Genomic DNA, 26261 nt, shown 5'->3' with positions numbered 1-26261 from the left:
TCTGCCTTAACCACGAAGGTAAATCTTTTGCCGAAAACTTCTTTTAATGCCCTCCCAATAACATGGATAAAAAAAGAGGCACATGTAATATGCCTCTCTCTTGTTATTTGCAAACCTTAAAGTAGTTCTACTCTTTCTTCAGCGATTCGGATAATTTCAATCGGTTGGCCGCTTTTACGATCAGGAATATCACCCAGGCGATGAGCAGGAATTGAATGAGGACCTGGATAAAGTTTCCGTATCGGATCGCTACCTCCGGGGTTTCACCGACAGCTTCTTTCAGCACAACTTTAAGCTGTGTAAAATCCACTCCACCGAGAATGAGACCCAGGACCGGGTTGATGATGTCTTCCACCAATGAGGTAGTGATTTTACCGAATGCGGCACCGATCACCACACCGACAGCAAGGTCGAGCACATTCCCTTGTGCAATAAACGTTTTGAATTCCTTGAGCATAACAAGTTGAGGTTAGTTGAACAGATTAAAAAGCAAACAAAAATCCGATGCTGAGGGCCTGGGCAAACTGGATTTTGTCGCTCTGGTCCTCGTCATACACCATAATGGCTCCCAGGTTCACGTTGACATATTTGTTGATCTTCGCCGTAAGCTGGGCGTCGAGACGGTTGTCTATATTCAAAGGATGCTTGAAGCTGGAAAACATCAAGTAACGGAATTTCAGGTTGACATCCTTGGCGATGTCCTTATCGAAGTTCGCCACAAGCTGGATCAAAGCCGCCTCGGTACGCACACGCTTGCCGATGGGCACCCCGTAATTCTTCTGCTCCGGCGTATTTACATACAGATCTTTATCGACAACGATAGTTTGCCGCAACGCACCCGGCGCGAGGTCCACAAAGAAATAAGGAACGGGGCGGTATTCGATACCGATCGCTTCCGTCAGGTAGGCGGGCGAGAATATTCCCGACACTTTCTTTTTCACATTAATGGAATCCGGGTTCGACGAATATTCGTAGCCGTTGCCAAACTGCGACAGGAAGTTGACATTGGCGAAAAGACTCCATTTCGCCGTTAGCTCGCGATTATATTTGGTGTCGAAGAAAATCCGGTCGACGTTCTTGCGGCTTTGCTGGCCTTTGTTCCGGACGATACCGTACTGGCCCTGGAAATCGTTCCGCCATGAGTTTTTGCCCACTTTTTTTTCACTCAATGCATTCAGGAAAAGCCCCAGTGCAATTGAATTCACACCACCGCCCGTCCAGTTGGAGCTGAAAGAGCCCTGGTTCAGGTTAGCGCCGAATTCGATTTTGCGCCAGGCGGTGTCGTTAGCGGTTTTCAACCGGCCGGCGTTGATCGTATTGGAAAGATCAACCTTGTTTTGTGCGAAAGCCGGGAATGTCAGAAGTGCGAGTAGAGAAAGAGCAATAAAGGATGTACGTTGATGTTTTTGGTTCATTGTAAATGTGTTTAGTGGACCATACTCATTGATTTCCTATTTTTTCAAATCAGCGAATGAGGAGGTGTGCGGGTAAAGTAAAGCAATTTTCGAACTTTTAAAAAAAATCGTCTTCTCCCGATAACTTTCGATACCACTGGCGGAGCTTTCTGCGGCTGCGCAACAACCGCATCTTCGCGGCACTTTCCGACGTCCGGAAGATCCGCGCAATGTCGCGGATGCTACGGTTGTCAAGATATTTCAGATAAATCATCGCCTTATCTTCCAATTCCAGCTGATCCAGCGCCTCCTTCAACATTGCGGGCGTCACGTGCTCGTCGAGGACACGGCCCAGGCCGCTTTCCTCGCATTCTTCGAACTCCGGGCTTTCGTCGTGCACGAGGATAACCCTGCGCTTGCTCACGCGCGCCAGATCCATACAATGGTTATGGGTGATGGTAAAAAGCCAGGTGGAGAATTTAGCGCCGGTCTTAAACGTGCTCATCTTATTGATCAGTTTCAGGAAGACATCGTGCGTAATGTCCTCGGCGCGGGCCGCATCCCCGGTCAGCGTTACACAGCGTTGATAGACCTTGACGGCATAGCGCTCGTAAAGCTTTTCAAAATGACGATTGTCCTTTGATTCAATGAAAAGTTTAACTAATTCTTCGTCTGTCGAATTATGATCCGGGTACGAAGCGTTCCCTGTTCCAACCATTCTGCCTGATGAAATGCGCCGATAGTGTGCGAAAAAATAAAATTGCATTTAACTTTCCGTAAATATGAAAAAACAACGCCTGGTATACAAATAGATACCAAGCGTTGTCAATATATTTTGTTACAGATTGGCTTAACCGCCGATCGCTACACGTTTGAATGTGGAAACAGTCAATTCCTTGCCGGTTTTCTCGAGCAGCTGACGGATAGTCAACGAAGAATCCTTAACGAACTCCTGGTTCAGCAGCGTAAATTCCTTGTAGAATTTCTGCAATTTACCCTGAGCGATTTTTTCCAGCATAGCTTCTGGCTTACCTTCCGCGCGGGCCTGCTCTTTACCCACTTCGATTTCGCGCTCGACAGTAGCAGCGTCGACACCGTCTTTATCGACGGCAACCGGCTTCATAGCCGCGATCTGCATCGCTACGTCTTTGCCCAGTTCGGTCACATCCGCACCGTTTACGCCGGTGAATGCTACCAGCACACCCAGTTTACCGTTCGAGTGAATGTAAGGAACCACCTTATCGGCTGTGATATTCTCATAACCGACGATTTCGAGTTTCTCGCCGAGCTTGCCGGTGAGTTCCACCATGTGCTCGCTTACCGGACGGCCGTCAGCCAGAACTGCCGAAAGCAACGCCTCTTTGTCGGAGATATTATCTGCAACCGCTTTGTCGAGAATGCTCTGAGCAAGCGTCTTGAAATCTTCCACGTTTGAAACGGGCTCCGTTTCGCAAGCAAGCGCAACGAGTTTACCGTTGGTACCGTCAGCGCTGATGTTGATCAGCACAGTTCCTTCCGATACGGCGTTGTCGGCACGTTTTGCGGCAACTTTTTGTCCTTGTTTACGGAGAATATCAACGGCTTTGTCGAAATCGCCATCTGCTTCCTGCAGGGCTTTTTTACAATCCATCATGCCCGCGCCGGTCATCTGGCGGAGTTTGTTTACATCTTGTGCGGTAATTGCCATGATCGTGATAAAAATTATATTTTAATGTTAAAAAAATATAGCCCATAGCAAGAGGCTATGGGCTACCGTATGTCAAGTATGGCGAATCATCGAAAATTACGCCATATTGCCCTTTTTACTCTTCGTCACTTTCAGCAACCTCTACTTCGTCAGCGACCTCGGCACGAGGGGCTGCCTCCTCGCCTTTGTCGGCTGCGCGTTTTGCCTCTTCTTCTTCTACCAGGCGCTGATCGTCCTTATCTTGTTTGCGTTCCATCAAACCTTCTTCGATAGCCTTACCGATCGCCAGGGTGATCAACGAAATCGCTTTGTAAGCATCGTCGTTCGACGGGATCGGGAAGTCGACCAGTTCAGGGTTCGAGTTGGTATCGCAGATGGCAAAAATAGGGATATTCAATCTCTTTGCTTCTGCAACCGCAATGTGCTCGCGTTTTACATCAACGATGAAAAGTGCCGCTGGAAGGCGAGTAAGGTCCGCTACACCACCAAGTACTCTTTCCAGTTTTTCCTTTTCACGGGTAAGCATCAGGCGTTCTCTCTTCGCAATATTGTTAACCGTGGCTTCGTCTTTCAGCATCTTCTCGAGAGTCTGCATTTTTTTCAAAGACTTGCGAATCGTGCCAAAGTTTGTGAGCATACCACCCAACCAGCGGTCGGTCACGTAAGGCATTTTAAGGCGTTTCGCCTCTTCCGTTACGATTTCCTGCGCTTGTTTTTTAGTAGCTACAAACATGATCTTACGTCCTGAACGAACGATCTGTTTCAACGCAGCTTCCGCTTCGTTGAGGCAGCTCAGTGTTTTGTTCAGGTCAATGATGTGGATCCCGTTCTTCTCCATGAAGATATACGGAGCCATCCGTGGATCCCACTTGCGGGTAAGGTGACCAAAGTGGACACCTGCATCCAATAGTTCTTTATATTCTATTTGTGCCATTGCCAAATTTGATTTTAAAATATTTTAGACTTGTTACGCAGCACGAAGCATCGGGCACGATAAGCGACGTCTGGACAATTTTTAGTCAGGTATTGTCAGAGATTGTCATATTTAGTCAGGTATTGTTTTAATAAAGCAGAAAACAACACATGACCATTCTTGACTATAAATGACCACATCTGACCACTTATTAACGTTTCGAGAACTGGAATCTTCTGCGGGCCTTGGCGCGTCCGTATTTCTTACGCTCAACCATACGTGGGTCGCGGGTAAGGAATCCTTCTTTTTTCAATGCGCCGCGGAATTCTGCATTGTATTGAACCAGTGCACGTGAAACCGCCATACGGATAGCCTCCGCCTGGCCTGAGATTCCACCACCTCTAACGTTTACTTTGATATCGTAACCATTTCCACCTGAGATTGTTGCGAACGGCTGTTGCAACACGATCTGGTGTACTTCAAATGGGAAATATTCTTTGTAATCACGACCGTTTACTTTAATGTCGCCTTTACCAGGTGTAAGGTAAATACGCGCAACGGCTGTTTTTCTTCTACCTATTGTGTTGATCACTTCCATGAATTACAATTGGATTTGCTTTGGTTGCTGTGCGCTGTGCGGGTGTTCTGCGGCAGCGTAAACAAACAGGTTTGTAAATAAACGACGTCCCAAACGGTTCTTTGGAAGCATGCCTTTTACGGCTTTCTCGATCACACGCTCAGGGTGTTTTTCGAGCAACTCGCGGGGAGTTTGAAAACGTTGACCTCCCGGGTAACCAGTGTGACGAACGTAAATTTTGTCCGACATCTTCTTACCTGTCAACTTGATCTTATCGGCGTTGATAACAATTACGTTATCACCACAATCAACATGCGGAGTGTATCCTGGCTTGTGTTTGCCTCTGATGATTTTCGCAACTTCACTGGCCAGACGACCAAGAATTGCATTTTCAGCATCCACAACAACCCACTCCTTGTTCACTGTGTTTTTGTTCGCCGAGATGGTTTTGTAGCTTAACGTATCCACGATTAACAAAAAATTAAATTGATTTTCAATTATTTACACTGTAACAAGACAGTCCATCGCAAAATGGGAGTGCAAATATAGAGTTTAACAAATTGAATTACAAGTATGTTGAGAAATTCATTTATCGATTCCTCAGCGCGAACGACAATGCGATATAGGGAATGCCGTAAACTTTGGATACATGCCGCTGCTTGTTGTCGAGGTAAACACTCAAATCGTCGACCTTCCTTGTTGTGTACGTAACCCGCCCATAGGTGTAACCGAGCTTGACCCCGAGGGTCCGGGTGGCGAGGAAACGCACGAATGCTTCGGATTGTCCGCTGTTCCTGCGCAATGCGAGCGGCAACGCATTGAATAAGGTAGGTTTGGAAGCAAGCCACTGGTTGTAATACGGCGCACCGGTGCCGCCCGTCGGTACTTCCTTTTCATAATATCCATGCCTGTTCGTGCCGTAGGTCAGCGCGAGTAAATCCGTGTCGACGCCGATATCCAGTTTCCAGAACGTAAGATTAACCCCCGCCAGAAAGCTGATACCGTTGAGTGAAACATCCCGGTATTCGAGATAGTCCTCGATTCCTCCGACCCGCCGGGTATGCAGATTGGTACGGCCGGCATAATAGCCCCACGTTCGGAAACCGAGGCCAAATCGCAGCCAGGGAAGCCGCTGCGGGCCTATTTCTTCGTGATACATCAACGACGGGCTCCATGAATTACTTCCGAAACCCGAACCTACGTCCACACCTGCTGCGATAGGTGACGTGTACTGCGCGTGTGTGAAGGGGGCATTCAGTAATAAAATAACAACCAGTACTTTTAAAATTCTCATGAGATGAACCAGCAGTTTAGATGATGTTTTTTAATCAGCAGATACAATGGATGCAGTCTTTTCTACAATAATAGCTGATACCCGCAAGAAATTAAGCCACAGGTTGCCACAACTGGCAATATTGTTCCTCCTCGTTCTGCCGGTCGACCGGCTTTTAGCCCAGGGTAATGGCCAACTGGCATTCGTCCCGCTGTTCAATGGCAAAAATCTGGATGGCTGGGTGGATGTAAATACCTCCAAAGAAACCTGGAAGGTCAAAAACGGAACCTTGATCTGCTCGGGCAAGCCGATAGGCGTCATGCGCTCCGACCGCCAGTATGAAAACTTCGTCCTGGAAGTGGAATGGAAACATATGGAAGCCGGCGGCAATTCGGGCATCTTTATATGGAGCGAAGGCACTCCTCAGGAACACGACCCGCTCACGAAAGCCATCGAAGTACAAATGCTCGAACTCGACTATGCCCGCCAGCACAACGCCACCGACGACTACGTACACGGCGAGCTCTTCCCTACCATGGGCATGACCGCGATACCCGACAATCCGCGTGGTATCCGCAGCAAATCGCTCGAAAAGCGCTGCAAAGGCAAGGGTGAATGGAACAAATATGTAGTCGTGGCGGTGGACGGCACCGTAAAACTCTCGGTCAATGGCAAATTCGTCAACGGCCTCCGCGCCTCCGAGCGTAAGAAAGGCTACATCTGCCTCGAAGCGGAAGGCGCCGAGATCCACTTCCGGAATATGCGGATTATGGAGCTTCCGGGCGGCATCACCACACCGGAGCAAGTGGCGCCGGTGGTGCATTGATTTGGGAAGTTGCCTTTCTCCGAATATCTTGTTGAAGATTTCAATCATTTGACATGAAAATCTCCTTCATTGGCGCTGGTAACGTTGCCTGGCATCTGGCGCAGGCGTTCGAGGACGCGGGGCATTGGATCTGCGAGGTATACAGCCGCGACACGCAGAAAGCGCGCCAACTGGCTTCGTCGTTGTACGATACCAACATCCAGCCCGACCTCAATTTTTCGGAAAGCGAAGCCGAAGTGATCGTGATCGCCGTCACGGACGACGCCATCGAGAGCATTATCGAACGGGTTGTGCTGCCCGAAGGCGTGATCCTCGTGCACACGTCGGGCACGCGGTCGCTCGCTGAATTTCAGAAACTTGTGGAGATTTACAGCGACGTATATGTCCACACGGGCGTTTTCTATCCCTTGCAAACGTTCACGAAAGGCGTCGAAATGGATTACAGCGAGTTGCCGTTCTGCATCGAGTCGCGTAATGAGCTGATCGAAGGCAAACTCATGCAGCTCGCATCGAGCGTGAGCGGTAATGTGACGCGAATGGATTCCGACGAGCGCTTCATTTTGCACGTGGCTGCGGTATTTGCAAGCAATTTTACCAATTACATGCTCACAATCTCCCACGACCTGCTCGAACGCGAGCAACTCAGTTTCGACCTGCTGAAACCACTCATCCAGACAACGATTTACAAAGCCCTGGCTTCCGACGACCCGTCGATCGGCCAAACCGGCCCCGCACGTCGCGGCGACTGGAAAACCACGGCGCGGCATCTCGAATATTTGCAGGAAACAAACGAGGATTACACGGAAATCTACCGCCTGCTTACCGACAAGATCCGCAACCTCTACATTTCAAAATAATAAGAAGCCGCATCGTCCCGAAAAAAGTTAGGCTATATTTGCAGGATTCACAATTCCGCTATTCATGGATTCGACTTTACGGGAACGTTTCAAGCGCATTACCACCTTTATTTTTGATATTGACGGCGTCATGACCGATGGTAGCGTCATCGCCCTCGAAACCGGCGAGCAACCCCGCATTTTCAATGTACGCGACGGCTACGGTATCAACCGGGCGCTCAGAATGGGCTACCGGGTAGCGATCATCTCCGCGCAAAGCCAGGTGGGCGTTCGCAAACGGCTCGAATACCTGGGCGTTACCGATATCTTCATCGGCACCTCGCCCGACGGTAAGCTGCCCGTTTTTAAAAAATACCTGGCCGAGACCGGTCTCACGGAAGACGAAATCGTATTCATGGGCGACGATTTGCCCGATTATGAGGTCATGCGCACGAGTGTAATGGGTGCCTGCCCAGCCGATTCCGCCGACGAAATCCTCGCTATCGCCGACTATATTTCTCCCAAAAACGGAGGAGGCGGCGCCGTCCGCGATCTGATCGAGCAGGTCATGAAGGTACAGGGAAAATGGATGGCCTGGTTTGAATAAAAAGCTTGGTAGTGGACAAGAAAAAGCGCTATTTCCCGAATCTGAACGGTATCCGTGCCATTGCCGCGTCGCTGGTGGTATTCCATCATCTGGAACAGGCCAAACATGCATTGGGCATCACCAATGTGTACGATATGCCCATTATCCAGCATGCGGGCAGACTTGGTGTGGGGCTTTTCTTTGTTTTAAGCGGGTTCCTGATCACCTATCTGCTCCTGGAAGAGCGTGGACGGTTCGGCAATGTGGATGCAAAAAAAGTTCTACCTCCGCCGCGTGTTCCGCATCTGGCCCATTTACTTTCTGATTATCGGATTATCGTTCTTTGTTTTCCCGCATATTCCCATTTTCGATTATCCGGGTATTGAAGAAAAGCTGACTGTAAATCTGCCTGAGCGCCTTACATTGCTGCTGCTGGTTCTGCCCAACTTTGCGTTCGTTCTCTACGATCTCCCTTATTGGTGCGCGCAAACGTGGTCTATCGGCGTGGAAGAGCAGTTTTACTACCTCTGGCCCTGGCTGATCAAATATCCCAAAAGGCGCATTCCGATATTCGCTTTCTTCCTTTTACTAACCGCCGGCCTGCTTTACCTGGGACTCGAAATGGCTGACCCGCCGGCGGAAGCACGCCAATCGATGATCACGACATTCCTGGGCCAGTTTCGCATTCAGACCATGGCACTGGGCGGCTTGTGCGCGTGGCTGGTTTATAACGACAAGACAAAGTTCCTCGACTTCATTTTCAGGAAAGATGTACAAATCGTCGCCTATACCATTCTGCTGGTGTTATTCTTTTCAGGCGTCCATTTTTTCGGTTTTCTCGAAATTTATGCATTGTTCTTCGCCTTCTTCGTACTGAATGTTTCGTGTAATCCCAACACGATTGTGCGCCTCGGGCACCCGGTAATGGACCACCTGGGCAAGATTTCCTATGGCCTGTACATTTACCACGTAGCGGTGATCGTGGTGATTATCAACCTGTTCGAAATGTATGCGCCCGGCTGGCGTGGGACGGGTTATCAGGTGGTGCTCTATATGTTGAGCTTTGTTGGCTCCGTGGCGGTGGCTACTTTTTCTTTTAATTATATCGAAAAACCGCTCCTCGCGTACAAGGACCGCAAGTTCGGCCGCTAGCTATCTCACTTCCGGCAGTTCCGACATTGTGTAGAATTTCAGTTTCTGCCGGTGTGCCTCTCGCAAAACCGCCGCCAGAAAGCTCACATTGAAACCATATTCACCATTAACCGGAGCGCTGTATAACGGTTCATGCCCGAATATCATTAATGCGGTGCCGTTCTCCTTCGCTTCCCGAACAGCCTCCGCAATTTCTTCTTCCGTCACCTCGTCGTAATCGATCATCAAGGCATCCACTGCCCGCTTTCCGTCGAATGCATAGTAAATGGAACTCATCCACTTCGGCGGCCACGCGTAGAGCTGAAAGCCTTTGTATTTTCTCCTCGAAATAGCCACATCACGTAAAATTGTAAAATCATTCGCCAGCAGCACCGAATCGACGCGGTCGTTATGGTTCCCCCCCCGGGTGCGCGTAGGAGGTGGGCTTAAAACCTGCTGCATTCATATGGTGCAAGCCCGGTTCGAGCTCCGTTTCCATGTATCCTTTCGGTCCGCCCACGGCCATAAGTTCGGTGGATTTGGCATGAACAGTTCCATGAAAGCCGATTTCGTGGCCTTCCTTTTCCAACTGCTTCAACATGGCAACTTCTTCGGCATTCAGGCTGTCGGGGCAGGTGACAAAGAAGGTGGCTTTGGCGTTGTATTTCCGGAAAAGCGGCCGCAATTCGTACCATTCTTTGATAAAATGGTCATCGAATGAAATGGCGATACCACCCGCGCCGGGCTTCCCGGCCGGACTTCCGCAACTGCAAAGCGTTCCGGCTATCACGGTCGCCAGTAATAAAAGAAATCCGCGGGAAGAGGTTTTAATGTATTTCAAAACTTCGGAAATGATCTGTTATTTTCGCTAAATTAACGACACGGATGAAAATACTGCACACCGCCGACTGGCATATCGGCAAAAAGCTCGACAACTTTTCCCGCCTCGACGAGCAACGCCTCGTGCTCGAAGAAATCTGCGAAATAGCGGAGCGCGAGGCCGTCGACGCGATCGTCATCGCCGGCGATCTATTCGACAACTTCAACCCGTCGTCGGAGGCTACCGAGCTTTTGTACAGCACATTACACCGCTTATCGGCCAATGGCACCCGCGCGGTCATCGCCATCGCAGGCAACCACGATTCCCCCGAGCGCATTCAGGTACCCGACGCGCTCGCGAAGGTGTGTGGTATCCTGTTTGTCGGCTTTCCCAACACGGAGGTGAAGCCATTCTGCACGCAGGGCCAGGTGGATATTGTCAGAACCGCGCCGGGTTTTATTGAAATCAAACTGCCTAACGCCCCCTTCCCCCTGCGCGTGCTGCACACGCCTTACGCGAACGAGCAGCGCTTAAAAACCTTTCTGGGCGTAGAAGAATCCGAAGAAGCATTACGCGTGCATTTGCAGGAGCATTGGCAAAATCTCGCTGATCAATACCTTGACAATGAGGGCTTCAATTTGCTGGCCACGCATCTGTTCGTCATGCAAAAAGGCGGCCCCATGCCCGAAGAACCCGACGATGAGCGTCCGATCCTGCACATCGGTGGCGCCCAGGCCATTTACACCGAAAATTTCCCGAAACAGGTGCATTACATTGCGCTGGGTCACTTGCACCGCTTCCAGCAGGTCGACAAGGTACCCGCACCGGCGGTGTATTCGAGCAGCCCGCTGGCTTACAGCTTTTCGGAAGCCAGTCAAAACAAATATGTGATATTAATTGAGGCTGAGGCCGGGAAATTGGTCGGCTACAAGCCCATAGAATTATTGAAAGGTAAAAAGCTCCGCCGCAAAAGTTTTCACAGCATCGATGAAGCGATTGAATGGCTCGGCGAGCATTCCGACGATTTGATTGAACTCACCATTATTTCCGATAACTACCTCGAAGCCTCCGATAAAAAGCGTTTAATGGAAGCGCATACGGGTATTATCCAGATCATTCCGCAGATTAAGAAGAGTGAGGTGGCAGATACCTCGTCGGACGTCGATCTTTCGCTGAGTATGGAGAAGTTGTTTCAGGAATATTTCAAATTCAGAAACAAAGGCCAGGAGCCATCGGAAGAGCTCATGGAGGTTTTTCGGGAAGTATTGGGCACAGACGGAGAATAAAAACCGGAGGCCTTCCCAGACCTCCGGACGTTATCTACTTTGCATTTACCACTTCAATACCAAACTTGTAAGGTGCCTCGCTGACCATACTAATTGTATACAGCTTTCCTCTACGATAAAACACAAATCTGGGTGTGCCTCGCAAGAGAATCTCGTTATCGCGCGTTAACTGCGGATAATGCGCGATCTGGATCGACTTCCGGTTTTGCGTTGCGGCATAAATCGTTTTGCCGTCGTCGCTGAATGCAAAGTCGGAAAACATCAGGCTCCCGCGCTGGATCATGCCTTTGTATTCCATGGCCTTGGTGGTCAGATATACCGCGCCTTCCCCGCCGGTAACCAGGTAATCGCCACTTCTGGAAATCCTGAAAATATTCGGGTTCAGAGGATAATCCCCGTGCTGGGTATCGTCCACATGCAACAGAATTTCCCCCTTGGCATTCAGTTCAAAATACTCCATGTCTATCGGGCTGACGCTACGCGAGATGGAGATGATTTTTTGCTGACCGGGCACAAACCGCAACCGGTCGCCTTCAAAGCCGCCGTTGCCGCCGATATTGATACCCGTTGCTCTGGAATAAGTCCGCACGGGTTGTTCCCACCAGGGAGATGGCGTCACCGAAGCCGCAAGGTAACCGCTGCCGTTAGTCACCACACAGGGTGTCGGCAGCCCGGTGTTAATCGATTTTTTCAACGTCAGCTTGTCCGCGTCATAGACATAAATCCAGCCATCGCTGCTCGGCACGTAAACCTCCATTCCAAAGCCATTATCACCTACATCGATGAAACCAGGTGTGCCTTGCAACGTAATGCTTCCCGTTTCTTCGAATGTATCGATATTAATCATCCGCAATTTCCCGGCCCCTTTATCCACGGCATAGAACCGGTTCAACGTCGGGTGCATAACTACGTCTTCGGGATTGAACAGGAAGACCGATCCGGCCGGGTTGTCCACCTTGATCGAATTACTGTTCCGCGAACTTTCAGTCTTCGTAACCACTCTCAGATAATAGAAAATCTGGGTCGAGAATGGCGCGAGCGAATCCACCATGGTTAACGTGTTGATATTGTCAATCGTAGCGACCAATGTCTCATTCGAGGAATTCTCCGCTTCACTCCGGTAAATTTCATAAGACCTGAAATCATCGCCAACATACTTTGTCCATGCCAACGCGATATTGGATTCCTTTTTGACGGCGCTCGTCAAAGTAACCGGTTTGGGAGCAGTTGTAGAAAGCGCAAAAGTGAATGTCGACGAATATTGATCCTTGTCCGTCGCGGTTACGGTAATGGAATGCTGTCCCTTAGACAACCCTTTGGTGAAGGCCACATTCCCTTTCTGATCGGGCGAGGAAGTGTGAAAAACCCCATCCAGGCTACTTTCCCACTTCACGGTGATATCGTTCGGAGAAGTATCCTGATCAGTAATGTCCGCCGAAAAATTGATCTGATCATTCGGTGAATAGGCCGCGGGGAGCGCTGGTAATATGAGTTTAATCTCCGGTGCAATGGCAGTCGTAACGCCCTTGACAATGTTGATAAAGACCTTCACCAGGGAATCCCTCCGGATTTCCACCACACTTTTGCCCGAACCAAAACCGGATTGGCTGGCAAATACTTCATACGAACCGGGCGTGATGCCTTTCAATAGCACACTTCCGAACTCGTCGGTAACACCCTGAATGCTTTGAGGCTTTGTGAACACATTTACATTCTTGGCCGGCACCTGATTGTAACCTTCGGAGGAATAGACCGTTACGAAAAGGTCGCCAGTAGTAACTTTTGGATCGACTTCCTTTTTACAACTGCCAAGCAACATTACACACGCCGCGAGCATGTGCAGGAGGGGTAATTTTTTAATCATGTATCACTGAAAATCAAGGGTAACAATGGTTACAAATCTATCTATTTTGCTTAAATAGTTACAACTATTTCGTCGTATTTAAATAATAAAAAGACTGCCTGTTTCGCGCGAAGACGATATTGAATGAACGGCTCCGGAGGAGCAACCTGTTTATAGAAACCCCGTTCACCAGCGACGCACGACTCCGGCAGGAGCTCCTAGCGGAGACTACGTTACCGTGTGACGTTGCTTTTGCTATAAACAGCAGGCCACTCCGTGGCCGCATTAAAACAAAAGAGGCTACTCCATCCGGAATAGCCTCTTTTGCGTCCTATTGGTTTTGATAATCTCAGCTGGCTCTTTTCAGCTTCGCTTCAATGGTTTGCTGTGTATGAGGTACGATGCGCAGGCGCTCTTTCGGGATCAGTTTGCCGGTATCGATGCAAATGCCATAGGTACCGTTTTTGATGCGGATCAGCGCGTTTTCGAGCTGTACCGAATATTTCTGAAGGCGCGCCGCCAGCTGGCTCAGATTTTCGCGTTCGCTGGCATCCGCCCCGTCTTCGACAAGCTTGGCCGCACCGGAAGTTACGTCGGTACCGCTATCGTTCTTTTTACTCAATCCTGTTTTAATGTATTCGAGCTCACTTCTTGTCGCTTCCAGCTTCCCACGGATCAGCTCTTCAAACTCCTTTAATTCTTCCTCTGAATATCTTGTTCGTTCTTCTTGCATAATCTGAATTGATTTGTTGGTCTACATCAAGGAGCGTTCAAAGCACAAAAGTACTAGTATTCTGCCTATTTCGGAATAGTATTTAATTAATAACCACTTTCAAATGAGAAACTTACTAACACTGACATTCAGGGAATATAACCAACAAAGCCAAAACCTGGTTCGGTATTGGCTTTGCTTTGAATCTCCGGGGGTTATTTATAAAGCACCGATTTCACGGCGTCCACGGTCCGCTTCACGCTTGGCAGGACCTCTTCGATCAGCGTCGGCGCATATGGAAGCGGCACATCGCGGCTGGTGACGCGGATCACCGGCGCATCCATATAATCAAATGCATGGCGCTGGATGTGGTAGGCGATTTCCGAAGAAATGGAAGCCAATGGCCACGCTTCTTCCACTACGACGCAACGGTTGGTTTTCTTCACCGACTCGATCACCGCGGGGTAGTCGATCGGGCGAACGGTGCGCAAATCCACCACTTCCACGTCGATACCTTCTTTTTCCAGTTGAAGTACCGCCGGCATCACCACGCGAGGCACCATTTTACCGAAAGAAACGATGGTAACGTCCTTGCCCTGGCGCTTGATATCGGCCTTACCCAGCGGAATGAGGTATTCTTCCTCGGGAACCGCCATTTTATCGCCGTACATCAGCTCCGATTCCATGAAGATCACCGGATTGTTGTCGCGGATGGACGATTTCAGCAAGCCTTTCGCGTCGTAAGGGTTGGAAGGAACGACCACTTTGAGGCCGGGCGTGTTGGCAAACCAGTTTTCGAAGTTCTGCGAGTGCTGTGCGCCGAGCTGACCTGCATTACCGGTCGGGCCGCGGAACACGATCGGGCAACCGTACTGGCCGCCTGACATCGAAAGAATCTTAGCCGCGCTGTTGATGATCTGGTCGATCGCCACCAGCGAGAAGTTGAATGTCATGAATTCGACGATCGGGCGAAGGCCGTTTCCGGCAGCGCCCACCGCAATCCCCGCGAAGCCCAGCTCCGCGATAGGCGTATCGATCACGCGCTCAGGGCCGAACTCATCGAGCATTCCCTGACTCGCCTTATAAGCACCGTTGTATTCCGCAACCTCTTCACCCATCAAAAAAATACTCTTGTCAAGGCGCATCTCTTCCGACATAGCGTCGCGAATGGCATCTCTAAATGCTATTTCTTTCATTCGTAATTCTGATAATTATTAATTCTTAGAAGAAACCACCGCAAAATCATTGCTTCTGAAACAGACCGACCTGCGCGGTTACATTAAAAGAGGTTTTGTACACTTATTTCAAAATGATCTGGTAAAATTAGGCAACACCGGTCAATTCTCAAATTCTTTACCGGAACCATTCCGTTAAAAAACATTGTAAATGCGGCGCATTCGGGTATTAAATCGGGATCACATCCACTTCTACCGAAAGTGTGTGTTTCCCGTAACTGAAAATAATGCCTTTCAGCGGCGGCACATCGCTGTAATCGCGGCCCCACGCCGTGACGATATGGCGCTCGCCGGGCACCACATCATTGGTCGGATCAAAGTCGCACCAGCCGTAATCGGGGATAAAAACCGAAATCCACGCATGCGAAGCGTCGGAGCCCTGCAACTTGGGCCTTCCGGGCGGCGGCAGCGTTTCCAGGTACCCGCTCACATAGCGCGCCGCAAAGCCGAAACTACGGATACAGGCAATGGCCAGATGCGAAAAATCCTGGCAAACGCCTTTTCGGGCAGCCAATACTTCTTTGACAGGCGTATTAACCGTCGTGAAATCGGGCACGAACCTGAACCCGGTGTAAATCTTCCGGCAAAGTTTCGCGATGCATTCGTACAAAGGCACATTGTCGTCGAAACAATCGGCCGCAAATGCTTTTATTTCCGCGTCCCATTTCACCAGCGGACTGGGCAATGTGTATTCCAAAACGGAGATTTTCGTCGCGCGGTCGCCCGTGAGCCGCTCCCTGGCCTCACCGCTCGTTACCGACGACGGAATGAATAGCGAGCCCGTACGTTCTTTCAGCCGCTCGACCACCGCCGTAGTGAGCACGGTGAGCGTTTTGTGCGGCGAATGCAGGGAAAAGTAATGCGTAGTATTACCGTAAAAATCGACACGCTCGCTGACCTGCGCCGGCTCCGGGGTAATTTTAATGCTGAAATCCCGGCAAAGCTGATCGGGTAACGTGCGCGGTGTGAGGCATACGAGGCTATGGTAGTTGTTCACGGCCTCGGCGTATTTGTATTCGGTTTTATGGATCAGCTTATACTTCATCCGTATCGTAGTCCATCGGTTCGAAAGAGTGGTGTATCAAAGTGTGGCTGAAATACTGGTTCGTCAGGTAAGTGGATACCGAACTCACCAGCCGCGCTACTTCCGCGAGCAGGTTAAAGAGCTCTTCCCGTTCGTCGTCCGCATTGCATTTCGTCAGGTCCTGAATATTTGAAAGTTTGATCAATGTCGATGCCCTCAATGCAAGCTTTTCCGCTTCGCTTAATCTTTCACCACTTGCCGTCGCAGGTAATGCGGCCAGGTTTTTACCCAGCTCATCGAGCATGTACGCCAGCGAATATGGCAGTCGTGTTTCAAGCAAAATCATATCGAGCATTGTCTCCACGCTCAGATGCGACTTGTAGATCTGCCGGTAATTCACCAGCATATGATGGTTGATCAACGTCGCCTCGATCAGCTCGTTCTCCACCGCCGCATTGCGCCCTACGCCGAAATTCGATTGAATGACACTGATTCTCGACAATATTCGCTCGATCAGTTTGCCCGTTTCCAGCAGCAGATAGCTGTTGTCCCGCGGCATACTTTCCGCGATCACGCCCAGGAACGTGAACATATTGTTGAACAGCCCGTCGAGCGTACGCTGGATATTGCTGCTGTTCATGTGCGACGCATTCCGGATCTCATGGTAACCGTTGTCGATCAAGTCCACGATCCGCCATATTTCCAGTTCCCATTGATTTCGCACCGCCGCTACCGCATTCAGAAACGAGCCGATATTGGCAGCCACGGTGCCTGCCCGGCAATTGTCCGAAATCAATGCGATAATCTCCGGGTAGGGATCATTCAGCTTGTCGTCTCCTTCTAAAAATCCGGGATAAGTAGCCGAAACGTGCGTGAGCGACTGCAAAAGCACTTTAATGTGCTCCTGCTTGGCAGATCCTCCGAAATTTCGGTCGAGATTAAGGACATTAATCGTGATGTTCATGAACTTGATCACCGCCATCGCCCGCTCGCAATATCGTCCCACCCAAAAAAGATTCTCCGCGCTCCTGCTGGGAAGCGACACCTGCTTATTGACCGCCGCGGGCGTGTTCAGTACAATCCGCTCCTGCGGCTCGTCGGATTTGTCGGAAACGATCCAGGTATCTTTCGAAAAACCACCCTGCTGGTTGGAAATTACAAACCGGTCCTTCACCGCCGAGCTGCGTGTGAGCCCGCCCTGCATGACGTGATACCCGTTCTCATCGGCCACCATAAATGCACGCAATGCGGCATAACGCGGCTCGATCGCGCCATTGATCAGCGATGGCGTGGTAGAAAGGCTTACCTCCTGCTGGGCGATAAAATCGTGCGGCCGCTGGATAATCATCGCTTTCAGCTCGGCTTTCTGCGCCTGTGTGAGCGTCCGCCCGTAAATCGACCTGAACCTGGACTTCCGGTTGGCTTTCTTGACGATCAGCTCATCGATATGATCGAGCACATAGGTCAGTTCTTTCTGATGGCCGCACCACCAGGTGGCCACGTTTGGCATAAGCAGCTTTTCACCCAGGAAGTACTGGCAGATATTCTCCATAAATGCGAGAAATGCGTGGTTTTCCAGCACGCCGGAACCCGGCGGGTTCAGCACCTGCACATTTCCGAGGCGGATCGCCTGCAAAAGCCCGGGCACGCCCAGGCGGGAATCTTCGCGCAATTCCAGCGGATCGCACCAGTCGTCGTCGACGCGGCGGACGATCACATCCACTTTCTGTAACCCGTCGATGGATTTCAGCCACACGCTCCCGTTGCGCACGAGCAGGTCGTCGCCCTGCGCGAGTGTGTAACCCAGGTAAGATGCCAGGTATGCGTGTTCGAAGTACGCTTCATTGCCAGGCCCCGGTGTGAGATAGACGATATTCGGGGCATCGCGGCTTTTATCGGCCAGCCTGAGTACGGTGTTTTGAATGCTGTTAAAAAAGGGGGAGAGTTTGCTCACGTACATGCCGTCGGCCAGTTCGGGCAGGAGCTTGCTCATTACAATGCGGTTTTCGAGCGTGTAACCCGAGCCGGACGGCGCTTGCGTGCGGTGGTCGAGTACCCACATTTGCCCGTCGGGGCCACGCGCCATGTCGGCTGCAAACAAGGTCAGTTGCCGGGGCCCGGGGATTTTAATATCGATACAGGGCCTTAAGAATCCCGTATTTTCAAAGACCAGCTCGGCCGGGATAATGGCATCCTTCACAAGGTTTCTCGGCCCGTACAAATCCTTCAAAACCAGATCGAGTATTACCGCCCGCTGCTGCAAACCCTTCGAAATCTGGCCCCATTCCCGGTGTTCGATCAGGAACGGGATCGGATCGAGCTGCCAGGGGCGGTTCATGCCGTCGGGACTGCCATAGACATTGTAGGTCACCCCATTCTCGCGCAGCTTGCTGATAATTTCCTGATTACGGCTTTTCAGCTCCGTAATCCCCAGTTTTTCTAACGTGGCAAAGAGCGCCTGCCAGTGCGGCTTCCATTTTCCGTCGGTATCCAGCACCTCGTCGTAGGAAGTCAGGCTGGCTTGATAAGTTTGTAACAGGTTCAGGGAAGCCTCGGTAAGCATATTCAAAAACAGGGGTTATAATACAAATCTACCGCGATTTCCAGAATTTGCGTAAATCCAGCGTATTCGGGTACTCGGGGTTGATCAGTTCGATGGGTGTGTCGCCGCGCATTTCTTTCTTTGTCTCAGCCACAAACCGGGATACGCCCGAAGACGTTTTCTCCACCACCGGCACCTCGCGGGTAGCCGAGGGCGTGTGCCCGAAGCCTTGAAAGAGGCTGATCTTGCGTGATTCGGCCTCGAAAGCATTGACCGGATAAGTATCGAAACTGCGCCCGCCGGGGTGTGCAACGAAATAGGTACAGCCGCCCAATATACGGTTATTCCAGGTATCCACAATGTCGAACACCAGCGGCGCGTCGGCCCCGATCGTCGGGTGCAATGCCGATGGCGGGTTCCAGGCTTTGTAACGAATACCCGCTACATATTCACCTTTGATGCCCGCACTCCGGAGCGGCACCCGGCAGCCGTTGCAAACCAGAATGTGTCTTCCCTCTACAAAACCACTCACTTTGACCTGCAACCTTTCCAGCGACGAATCCACAAACCGCGCGGTGCCCGCATTCGACAATTCCTCTCCCAAAACATGCCAGGGCTCGATGCCCAGGCGCAGTTCCAGCTGAATGTTGTCGACCGTAATGCCGCCGTAGTGCGGAAAGCGGAATTCAAAGAATGGATCGAACCACGAAATATCAAAGTTATAGCCCGCCGCTTTCAGGTCGTTCACCACGTCCACCATATCCAGGTAAGCGAAATGCGGCAGCAGGAAGCGGTCGTGGAGCTCGGTGCCCCAGCGGATCAGCTTATGCTTGTAAGGTTCTTTCCAAAATTTCGCGATGAGCGCGCGTATGAGCAGCGTCTGAACGAGGTTCATGTGCTTGTGCGGCGGCATATCGAATGCCCGGAATTCGAGGATCCCGAGCCGTCCGCTCGACGAATCGGGCGAATACAATTTATCCATACAAAACTCGGATCGGTGTGTATTCCCCGTAATATCCACCAGCAAATTCCTGAAAATGCGGTCCACCATCCAGAATGGCACTTCGCCTTGCTCGGGAATCTGGTCAAATGCAATTTCCACTTCGTAAAGGCGCTCGTCGCGGCCTTCGTCGATACGCGGCGCCTGGCTGGTGGGACCGATGAACGGCCCCGCGAAGAGGTAGCTCAATGCGGGGTGGTGCTGCCAGTAGGTCAGCAGGCTCCGGAGCAGATCCGGGCGGCGCAATATCGGGCTGTCAGCCGGTTTAGCCCCGCCGATGGTTACGTGGTTGCCGCCACCGGTGCCGGTAGCCCGCCCATCGACCATAAATTTCTCGGTGCCGAGACGTGAAAAGAATGCTTCTTCGTATAATGCGCTGATGTTATCCACCAGCTCCTGCCAGTTTCTGGCCGGATGGATATTCACTTCGATCACACCCGGGTCGGGCGTCACGATCAGTTTCTGCACCCGGTAATCCGAAGGCGCCGGATAACCTTCGATCCGCACGGGCATTTTCAGTTTCTCAGCCGTCGCTTCAATGGATGCCAGCAGGTCCAGATAGTGTTCGAGGTAATCGGTCGGCGGCAGGAAAACGTAGATGATGCCGTCGCGTTCCTCTACGCAAATCGCGGTTTTAATTACAGGAACATCAAAAAGCAAGTTGCTTTGCGGTTCTTCTTCCTTCTTTTTCTTCAAATCTTCTTCCTCATCAACCGGCTGGATATTCAGCGGCAGCTCGTACCCTGGCGCCACCGAGCCGTAGCGTGCCTGCACAATAGGCTGGTAATCGGCCAATGCGGGCAAATCCTCGAACGGACTGCGCTCCACCGGATACTCACGGCGCTCTTTGGCGATTTCAGGGAGCGAATTCAATGGCAAACGGTAACCCATTGCCGAATTGCCGGGGATCAGGAAGCAGTTACCGCGCCGGAATTGCCAGGCGCTGCTTGTCCAATGTTTGCCTTTTTCCTCCCATTTAACGGGTACTACAAAACCGGCAGGATTATTCAAGCCCTTTTCCAGCAATTTGGCCAACGTCCTCCGTTCAACCGGATCTTTCAAATTCACCTTCAACGGATCGACATTAACAGGCAGCTTACCCTCCTCCATGGCCCAGTAGACAGGATCTTCATAGGCCGGGGTGATGTTGTTGGTATCGAGGCCAAGGTATCGGGTTAATTCATTTGTAAAAATCTCCGCGTCGCTGAAAGTGTATTGCGTCTGTCCCTCTTTGGCAACGAGCTCGTCGTTTTTCCACATCGGAACACCGTCATTCCGCCAATACAATGCATATTGCCAGCGGGGGAACAATTCGCCGGGATACCATTTGCCCTGGCCGAAATGCAGCAATCCGCCGTGTGCAAAGCGGTTTTTGAGCCGTAGCGAAAGGTCATAAGCCAGTTGCCGCTTCAAAGGCCCGTCGGCGGCCGTGTTCCATTCCGGCGATTCGTAGTCGTCGATAGAAATGAAAGTCGGCTCGCCGCCCATGGTAAGGCGCACGTCGTTTTCCTGTAAATCTTTTTCCACATCAAAACCCACCTGCATAACCTGCGCCCATTGCTCCTCGGTATAGGGTTTGGTGACACGCGGATCTTCGTGAATACGGAAAACCTTGTTATCAAACTCAAAAGTAACCTCGGCGACGTCCGTAGCCCCCGTTACAGGCGCGGCGCTGGCGTAATCGGGCGTGCAGCAAAGCGGAATATGCCCCTCGCTGGCAAAAAGACCGGAAGTTGGGTCCAGGCCGATCCACCCCGCGCCCGGCACATATGCCTCCGTCCACGCATGCAAGTCCGTAAAATCCGCTTCCGGCCCGGAGGGCCCGTCGAGCGACTTGATATCCGAGGTAAGCTGCACCAGGTATCCCGACACAAACCGTGCCGCAATGCCCAGATGCCGCAATATTTGCACAAGCAACCACGCCGAATCCCGGCACGAACCGCTGCGGATCGTGAGCGTCTGTTCGCAGGTTTGCACGCCCGCTTCCATCCGGATATTGTAATGAATAGCCTTATACAGTTCCTGATTGAGGTACACCAGAAAATCGACCGTCTTGATATCCCGCTGTATTTTCAGATTTTGAATGAAATCCATCAAAAGCGGGCCGGCCTCGCGTGCGTCGAGATACGGGCCGAGTTCCTTTTCTAGGGTCGGTTCGTATTTGAAAGGATATTTCTCCGCATAATCCTCCACAAAAAAATCGAATGGGTTGATGACCTGCATTTTGGCGATCACCTCCACATCGATGCTGAGTTCGGTTGCTTTCTCGGGAAACACGACGCGCGCCTGGTAGTTACCGAACGGGTCCTGCTGCCAGTTGATAAAGTGGTTTTCGGGTGTAATTTTCAATGAATACCCCTCAATGGGCGTGCGTGAATGCGGCGCGGGACGAAGCCTGAAAATATGGGGCGAAAGCGAAACACTCCGGTCGAACTTATATCTTGTTTTGTGCGAAATAGCAACTTTTATAGCCATAATAGGAGTATTATTATAAAATCATATAATTTGGCACGAAGGAAAATACATTACCCTAAACAAATGCTTTACGCTTATTTTTCAAAATATAAGATTGAAGCAAATCTCCAATACAGAATTTTCTTTTAGCACACAAATGGCACCCGCCGGAGCGGCACGGATAATTCCTTAAAAGTTACGTAATTCGCCAAAATCCTTACGATACCATTAGTTTTAGTCCAAAAATGAAAATCGCTATCATCGGCTGCGGCAACATGGGTATGGCCTTCGCCCGCGCCTTCCTGAAATTTGACCTCGTCAAAAACCAGGACTTTTTACTGGTTGAAAAAAGCACCGACCGTATGGAAAGCCTTACGAGCTTCCAGCCGGGCGTGATCACGGGCGTTATCGGCCCGCAGATCGGCGACTATGACCTGATCATCCTTTCGGTGAAGCCGCAGGACTTTCTTTCGGTAGCCGGTGCGCTGAAAGAGGTCATCAAACCCGGTCAGGTCGTGCTGTCGATCATGGCTGGTGTGACGATCGAAGGCATTCAGAACGCCCTGAACCATAAGGCGGTGATCCGCGCGATGCCTAATACGCCCGCCATGCTCGGAATGGGCATCACGGCCTATTCCGCGTCGCCGGAGGTGGATATTCATCAATTGCGCAAAATCGAGAACCTCATCAATGCGACCGGCCGGTCGGTGTTCCTGGAAGACGAGGACCAGCTGAATGCGGTAACGGCGTTGAGCGGCAGCGGCCCGGCTTATTTCTTCTACGTGGTGAAAGCGATGATCGAAGCGGGCAAGCAAATGGGCTTCGAGGAAAATGTAGCCGCATTGCTGGTGAAACAAACAATGCTCGGTTCCTATCACCTCATCAATACGGCCGATAAATCGCTCGACGACCTGATCAAAGCAGTAGCATCCAAAGGTGGGACCACCGAAGCCGCATTGCGTCAATTCGAGGCCGGAGGACTGGATAAGACACTAGAAAAAGGCATTTTCGCGGCGCAGGTACGCTCGACGGAATTGTCGAAAGGATAAAAGGCCTGTCAGCCTGAGCGCAGTCGAAGGCCGTTTCAGTACCGGCCTTCGACTGCGCTCAGGCTGACAGCTGAAATGCGCTCAGGCCGAGAGCTTAAATGCTTTTGAACATCAAAATCACACTTCATTAAATCATCAACCTTTGAAATATGGAAACGTCAACCGGCAGACTCGCAACTCTCGATATTGTTCTGAGCGGATTAATGCGCCGCTACAAGGAGCGCGTCCCCGACGTGGGCATTATCCTGAATGCAATGATGCACGACGGCGTAATTAAAAGCGCCGACGACATCGAAAACGACCATATCGCGTTCCGCACGATGGGCGTTCCGCAGCTGGGTGTGAAGTCGTTCGAGAAAATTTTCCTGCATTACGGCTACGAAAAACGCGACCATTATTTTTTTGAAGGCAAAAAGCTCGACGCCTGGTGGTACGCCCCGCCCCGTGAAACCGATCCGCGCATTTTCGTGAGCGAGCTGCGCGTCGGCGACCTCTCGCCCGAGAGCCAGCGCATTATCCACAGCTACACCGACGAAGTCCTCACAGATCCCGTCGATTCCCTCGACCTCGACAATGGCGAAGCCGTGGACGCATTCCTGCACCAGCCGCTATGGCGCACACCCACCGTAGCCGACTACCAGTCGTTGCTCAAAGAAAGCGAATATGCTGCCTGGGTGATCTACAACCGCTACTACCTCAACCATTTCACGATCAGTGTCCACAATCTGCCGGAAGGGTACAATACCGTTGCTGCGTTCAACGATTTCCTGGAAAAGCACGGCATCAAGCTGAATACATCCGGTGGCAAGATCAAAGTAAGTCCTGATGGAGGTCTGTTGCAAAGCGCTACCGTCGCCGAAATGCTGGACGCCGAGTTCGCAAATGGAGAAAAGCTGCGCATTTCAGGCTCTTATGTGGAATTTGCGGAGCGGAAAGTGCTACCCGAATTCGCGAATCTTCCTGCGAGTGAAGTTAAAAGAAAGCACCGCCGCGATGGTTTCGAAGCCGGGAATGCGGATAAGATTTTTGAGAGTACTTATACGACGCAGACGGGACGTTAGGTCTTCGCTATTTACTCATTAACCAGCAAATGCACAACCCGCAAAGCATTCCCCTCGCTCTTCTCGTTCTTCTCCCCGGCAATCGTCAAATGTAACTTATGTTTCCCGGCCGACAGCTCATCCGCCAGCATTAAATACCACGGCAAATGCAGCTGATTACTCCAGGGCGTGTAGGTATCGAGCGTTTGCGGCTTTTTGCCGTCGATGGTATAGGTAATCTTCCCCGCATCCGGCCCGGAAATGATGGCAATCCCCACGCCACGCCCTTTGAACTCAAAATCGAATGAAGATCCCGCCGTCTCGCTTACCAGCATAGGCACATTCACAAAACCTTCGCGTGTCGGGAACCTGGTTTTCGGTTTCCAATCGGGGTCGAGGGTGAAACCTTTCAGGCTTTTAGCTTCTTCGAGTTTATGGTAGCTGCCTTTGTCGTAAGTGAAACGGTCCATTGTGGCAGGCAGTTTAATGTCCCCGGTCGCAGGCGATTCCATTTTCAGCATTTCCTTGATGGTCTGCGCATAGATTTCCTGTCCGAAGGGCGACGGGTGCAGGTCCTTAAAATCATATTTCCAGGTGAATTCCCCGGCTTTGATGCGGTCGTAGACTTCTTTCGCCAGGTTGATGTAAACGGCGCCGTAATGTTTTGCCACACGCTCATGTACGCCTACTTCGACAGGCTCCTTACCCACGTCATAATCATCATTTTTTTTCGGCTCGGCGAATGCCATCATCACCACATTTGCTTTGGGATTTGCCGCATACATTTGCCTCAAAATGCCATCCAGGGCCCTTATCTGCGCCTTTTCGCTGAACCCGTTGCCCCGGTCGTTCACGGCTGCTTCTACAAAAAGCAGATCGGGCGTGCCCTTTGCGAGCACATCACGGCTGAAACGCATCGAATGCGGCGTGCTGCCGAGCGACGGAATGCCTGCTGCTATGAATGTAAATTCCGTATCGGGAAAATGCTCCCGCAAGTATTGGGACGTTTTATCGCGCCAGCCCGGATTGTGGGTAATGGAGCCCCCGAGAAATGCGACGGTGCCCTTTTTGCTCGTGCGAAACTTCTCAAATGCATTACCCAGGCCCTTATTTAATGCGATATAAGGCGTATGAAGCAGCGGCTGTTGCACTGGCACGCTGTTCTGTTCGATAAAATTGGCGAAGAATTCGGGATGCTCGATCGGGAAATGGTGACCTTCCATCTGCTGCTCGCCACGCGTCATTGGGTACACGCCCGCGGGACCGCCCAATGCGAGATAGTTTTTAATCAGCACGTCCGTATTTTCTGCGGCCGGGACGTGCTCGTCCTTCAAACCTATTACATGCACAACGGGTACTTTGAATGACGCCAGCCCGGCGAGGTCGTTCAATGGGATGTCGGTGAAATTGGCGGCCTGCTCTTCGGTGAGGTTGAAAATCTTTTTCCATGCCTCCCAGTCTTTAGGCGAACCTTTGCCCTTTCCTTTGCCGCCCGGCCAGCTTTTCGGGTCGGCAACGGGCGCTTCGGCGTAAATGCAGCTTACCTTGTCGGGATTACGTTTTGCCCAGCCGTACACGTACAGTCCGCCGCGACTGACGCCTTCCAATGCCACTTTCGGAGCGAAATGCTTTTCCTTCACGAGGTAGTCATAAAATGCATCCCACACCTGCATCGCTTTCGGGTGGGCGAACATGTCGTTCGTGTTGACATACGCCACGTGAAACCCGCGTGAGAGTAAGATGCTGTCCATATCGGTGTGCCAGGTGGGAAAATGTGCCCGCCACACCCACGGGTTGCCGTCAATCGCTTTTTGGGGTTTTATGTACCAGGCATCGCGGTCCCGGAATGTGAATTCAATTTTTTCGAAACCCTTCCATCGGGTTGTTTTTTCGGGGGTTTGAGCAGAAATACAGGGTGCAGATAGCAGTAAAACCGCCAGCCAATGCCATGCGAAGCTTTTCGTTTTCATAGTTCTCAAAAGCATTTCCGCAGCGGATTTTACCGGCAGGCATAGTTGCTTTGGTATGATATT

General features: G+C 51.1%; 25 protein-coding genes. 8 read left to right on the top strand and 17 right to left on the bottom strand.

All coding sequences use genetic code 11. The annotated features are described in order from the left end of the window. Window positions 1-127: 127 nt before the first annotated feature. The 8 genes from mscL to ABV298_RS15510 all read right to left on the bottom strand — a co-directional run bounded on the left by mscL (window position 128) and on the right by ABV298_RS15510 (window position 5865). Window positions 128-457: a large-conductance mechanosensitive channel protein MscL gene (gene mscL, locus ABV298_RS15545; RefSeq protein WP_353722977.1), complete on the bottom strand. Its 330-nt coding sequence runs from the start codon at window positions 455-457 to the stop codon at window positions 128-130. 25 nt (window positions 458-482) lie between these two features. Further along, complete coding sequence (locus tag ABV298_RS15540) at window positions 483-1415, bottom strand: DUF3078 domain-containing protein (RefSeq protein WP_353722976.1); 933 nt, start codon at window positions 1413-1415, stop codon at window positions 483-485. A 97-nt stretch (window positions 1416-1512) separates the two neighbouring features. Further along, on the bottom strand, window positions 1513-2112 hold the full coding sequence (locus ABV298_RS15535) for an RNA polymerase sigma factor (protein ID WP_353722975.1): 600 nt from the start codon (window positions 2110-2112) through the stop codon (window positions 1513-1515). A gap of 132 nt (window positions 2113-2244) precedes the next feature. Beyond that, window positions 2245-3081: a translation elongation factor Ts gene (tsf, locus tag ABV298_RS15530; RefSeq protein WP_353722974.1), complete on the bottom strand. Its 837-nt coding sequence runs from the start codon at window positions 3079-3081 to the stop codon at window positions 2245-2247. A gap of 115 nt (window positions 3082-3196) precedes the next feature. Then, window positions 3197-4015 carry a 30S ribosomal protein S2 gene (rpsB, locus tag ABV298_RS15525; RefSeq protein ID WP_353722973.1) on the bottom strand — a complete coding sequence of 273 codons (819 nt, stop codon included), beginning with the start codon at window positions 4013-4015 and terminating at the stop codon, window positions 3197-3199. A gap of 190 nt (window positions 4016-4205) precedes the next feature. Further along, complete coding sequence (gene rpsI, locus ABV298_RS15520; RefSeq protein ID WP_353722972.1) at window positions 4206-4592, bottom strand: 30S ribosomal protein S9; 387 nt, start codon at window positions 4590-4592, stop codon at window positions 4206-4208. Between the two features lie 3 nt (window positions 4593-4595). Further along, complete coding sequence (rplM, locus tag ABV298_RS15515) at window positions 4596-5039, bottom strand: 50S ribosomal protein L13 (RefSeq protein WP_353722971.1); 444 nt, start codon at window positions 5037-5039, stop codon at window positions 4596-4598. Window positions 5040-5160: 121 nt separating this feature from the next. Then, window positions 5161-5865, bottom strand: coding sequence for a hypothetical protein (locus ABV298_RS15510; protein ID WP_353722970.1), 705 nt, complete (start codon window positions 5863-5865; stop codon window positions 5161-5163). Window positions 5866-5968: 103 nt separating this feature from the next. Between ABV298_RS15510 and ABV298_RS15505 the strand changes: the two genes are divergently transcribed. From ABV298_RS15505 to ABV298_RS15485, 5 genes are all read left to right on the top strand, one after another. Then, entirely contained in the window at window positions 5969-6670 is a 702-nt protein-coding gene (locus ABV298_RS15505; RefSeq protein WP_353722969.1) for a DUF1080 domain-containing protein, read from the top strand. Between the two features lie 53 nt (window positions 6671-6723). Continuing rightward, on the top strand, window positions 6724-7527 hold the full coding sequence (locus ABV298_RS15500) for a Rossmann-like and DUF2520 domain-containing protein (protein ID WP_353722968.1): 804 nt from the start codon (window positions 6724-6726) through the stop codon (window positions 7525-7527). A 64-nt stretch (window positions 7528-7591) separates the two neighbouring features. Then, the gene (locus ABV298_RS15495) at window positions 7592-8113 is read left to right on the top strand and encodes an HAD hydrolase family protein (protein WP_353722967.1); all 522 of its coding nucleotides are present in this window, start codon (window positions 7592-7594) and stop codon (window positions 8111-8113) included. Between the two features lie 11 nt (window positions 8114-8124). Beyond that, complete coding sequence (locus ABV298_RS15490) at window positions 8125-8478, top strand: acyltransferase family protein (protein WP_353722966.1); 354 nt, start codon at window positions 8125-8127, stop codon at window positions 8476-8478. Continuing rightward, complete coding sequence (locus ABV298_RS15485; RefSeq protein ID WP_353722965.1) at window positions 8387-9244, top strand: acyltransferase; 858 nt, start codon at window positions 8387-8389, stop codon at window positions 9242-9244. Before ABV298_RS15490 ends, ABV298_RS15485 begins: the two co-directional genes overlap by 92 nt. On the opposite strand, the gene ABV298_RS15480 is transcribed toward ABV298_RS15485, so the two are convergent. After that, window positions 9245-9685: a hypothetical protein gene (locus ABV298_RS15480; RefSeq protein ID WP_353722964.1), complete on the bottom strand. Its 441-nt coding sequence runs from the start codon at window positions 9683-9685 to the stop codon at window positions 9245-9247. Further along, window positions 9633-10064, bottom strand: coding sequence for a polysaccharide deacetylase family protein (locus tag ABV298_RS15475; protein WP_353722963.1), 432 nt, complete (start codon window positions 10062-10064; stop codon window positions 9633-9635). Before ABV298_RS15475 ends, ABV298_RS15480 begins: the two co-directional genes overlap by 53 nt. Before the next feature lie 44 nt (window positions 10065-10108). Between ABV298_RS15475 and sbcD the strand changes: the two genes are divergently transcribed. Next, complete coding sequence (sbcD, locus tag ABV298_RS15470) at window positions 10109-11329, top strand: exonuclease subunit SbcD (RefSeq protein ID WP_353722962.1); 1221 nt, start codon at window positions 10109-10111, stop codon at window positions 11327-11329. A 34-nt stretch (window positions 11330-11363) separates the two neighbouring features. On the opposite strand, the gene ABV298_RS15465 is transcribed toward sbcD, so the two are convergent. From ABV298_RS15465 to ABV298_RS15440, 6 genes are all read right to left on the bottom strand, one after another. Beyond that, window positions 11364-13193 (bottom strand): hypothetical protein, encoded by a 1830-nt coding sequence (locus ABV298_RS15465; RefSeq protein ID WP_353722961.1) that lies wholly within the window; start codon window positions 13191-13193, stop codon window positions 11364-11366. 328 nt (window positions 13194-13521) lie between these two features. Next, complete coding sequence (locus ABV298_RS15460) at window positions 13522-13908, bottom strand: TraR/DksA C4-type zinc finger protein (protein WP_353723190.1); 387 nt, start codon at window positions 13906-13908, stop codon at window positions 13522-13524. Between the two features lie 191 nt (window positions 13909-14099). Beyond that, window positions 14100-15080 (bottom strand): pyruvate dehydrogenase complex E1 component subunit beta, encoded by a 981-nt coding sequence (locus tag ABV298_RS15455; RefSeq protein ID WP_353722960.1) that lies wholly within the window; start codon window positions 15078-15080, stop codon window positions 14100-14102. Between the two features lie 208 nt (window positions 15081-15288). Continuing rightward, a complete protein-coding gene (locus ABV298_RS15450) occupies window positions 15289-16164 on the bottom strand; it encodes a transglutaminase family protein (protein ID WP_353722959.1) in 876 nt (291 codons plus the stop codon). Further along, window positions 16154-18706: a circularly permuted type 2 ATP-grasp protein gene (locus ABV298_RS15445; RefSeq protein WP_353722958.1), complete on the bottom strand. Its 2553-nt coding sequence runs from the start codon at window positions 18704-18706 to the stop codon at window positions 16154-16156. The genes ABV298_RS15450 and ABV298_RS15445 overlap by 11 nt, the downstream gene beginning before the upstream one ends. 28 nt (window positions 18707-18734) lie before the next feature. Then, a complete protein-coding gene (locus tag ABV298_RS15440; RefSeq protein ID WP_353722957.1) occupies window positions 18735-22160 on the bottom strand; it encodes a transglutaminase family protein in 3426 nt (1141 codons plus the stop codon). Between the two features lie 224 nt (window positions 22161-22384). Between ABV298_RS15440 and proC the strand changes: the two genes are divergently transcribed. Beyond that, window positions 22385-23188 (top strand): pyrroline-5-carboxylate reductase, encoded by an 804-nt coding sequence (gene proC, locus ABV298_RS15435; protein ID WP_353722956.1) that lies wholly within the window; start codon window positions 22385-22387, stop codon window positions 23186-23188. Window positions 23189-23337: 149 nt separating this feature from the next. Next, complete coding sequence (locus ABV298_RS15430) at window positions 23338-24249, top strand: DUF1338 domain-containing protein (RefSeq protein ID WP_353722955.1); 912 nt, start codon at window positions 23338-23340, stop codon at window positions 24247-24249. 11 nt (window positions 24250-24260) lie between these two features. Here the strand turns inward: ABV298_RS15430 and ABV298_RS15425 are convergent, their stop codons facing one another. Next, the gene (locus ABV298_RS15425) at window positions 24261-26198 is read right to left on the bottom strand and encodes a GDSL-type esterase/lipase family protein (protein ID WP_353722954.1); all 1938 of its coding nucleotides are present in this window, start codon (window positions 26196-26198) and stop codon (window positions 24261-24263) included. Window positions 26199-26261: the final 63 nt, after the last annotated feature.

Source organism: Dyadobacter sp. 676 (genome assembly GCF_040448675.1).
GTDB lineage: Bacteria > Bacteroidota > Bacteroidia > Cytophagales > Spirosomataceae > Dyadobacter.
Note: the sequence above shows the minus strand (reverse complement) of the source record. Positions and strands in the feature narration are given on the sequence as shown.

What these genes read in the sequence shown, in the direction of transcription:
- ABV298_RS15480 (WP_353722964.1), bottom strand. Translation starts at nt 9,685, where the DNA reads ATGCAGCAGGTTTTAAGCCCACCTCCTACGCGCACCCGGGGGGGGAAC.
- ABV298_RS15500 (WP_353722968.1), top strand. Translation starts at nt 6,724, where the DNA reads ATGAAAATCTCCTTCATTGGCGCTGGTAACGTTGCCTGGCATCTGGCG.
- ABV298_RS15510 (WP_353722970.1), bottom strand. Translation starts at nt 5,865, where the DNA reads ATGAGAATTTTAAAAGTACTGGTTGTTATTTTATTACTGAATGCCCCC.
- ABV298_RS15430 (WP_353722955.1), top strand. Translation starts at nt 23,338, where the DNA reads ATGGAAACGTCAACCGGCAGACTCGCAACTCTCGATATTGTTCTGAGC.
- ABV298_RS15455 (WP_353722960.1), bottom strand. Translation starts at nt 15,080, where the DNA reads ATGAAAGAAATAGCATTTAGAGATGCCATTCGCGACGCTATGTCGGAA.
- ABV298_RS15495 (WP_353722967.1), top strand. Translation starts at nt 7,592, where the DNA reads ATGGATTCGACTTTACGGGAACGTTTCAAGCGCATTACCACCTTTATT.
- ABV298_RS15425 (WP_353722954.1), bottom strand. Translation starts at nt 26,198, where the DNA reads ATGAAAACGAAAAGCTTCGCATGGCATTGGCTGGCGGTTTTACTGCTA.
- rpsI (WP_353722972.1), bottom strand. Translation starts at nt 4,592, where the DNA reads ATGGAAGTGATCAACACAATAGGTAGAAGAAAAACAGCCGTTGCGCGT.
- proC (WP_353722956.1), top strand. Translation starts at nt 22,385, where the DNA reads ATGAAAATCGCTATCATCGGCTGCGGCAACATGGGTATGGCCTTCGCC.
- mscL (WP_353722977.1), bottom strand. Translation starts at nt 457, where the DNA reads ATGCTCAAGGAATTCAAAACGTTTATTGCACAAGGGAATGTGCTCGAC.
- ABV298_RS15465 (WP_353722961.1), bottom strand. Translation starts at nt 13,193, where the DNA reads ATGATTAAAAAATTACCCCTCCTGCACATGCTCGCGGCGTGTGTAATG.
- sbcD (WP_353722962.1), top strand. Translation starts at nt 10,109, where the DNA reads ATGAAAATACTGCACACCGCCGACTGGCATATCGGCAAAAAGCTCGAC.
- ABV298_RS15445 (WP_353722958.1), bottom strand. Translation starts at nt 18,706, where the DNA reads ATGCTTACCGAGGCTTCCCTGAACCTGTTACAAACTTATCAAGCCAGC.
- ABV298_RS15440 (WP_353722957.1), bottom strand. Translation starts at nt 22,160, where the DNA reads ATGGCTATAAAAGTTGCTATTTCGCACAAAACAAGATATAAGTTCGAC.
- ABV298_RS15535 (WP_353722975.1), bottom strand. Translation starts at nt 2,112, where the DNA reads ATGGTTGGAACAGGGAACGCTTCGTACCCGGATCATAATTCGACAGAC.
- ABV298_RS15540 (WP_353722976.1), bottom strand. Translation starts at nt 1,415, where the DNA reads ATGAACCAAAAACATCAACGTACATCCTTTATTGCTCTTTCTCTACTC.
- ABV298_RS15450 (WP_353722959.1), bottom strand. Translation starts at nt 16,164, where the DNA reads ATGAAGTATAAGCTGATCCATAAAACCGAATACAAATACGCCGAGGCC.
- tsf (WP_353722974.1), bottom strand. Translation starts at nt 3,081, where the DNA reads ATGGCAATTACCGCACAAGATGTAAACAAACTCCGCCAGATGACCGGC.
- rpsB (WP_353722973.1), bottom strand. Translation starts at nt 4,015, where the DNA reads ATGGCACAAATAGAATATAAAGAACTATTGGATGCAGGTGTCCACTTT.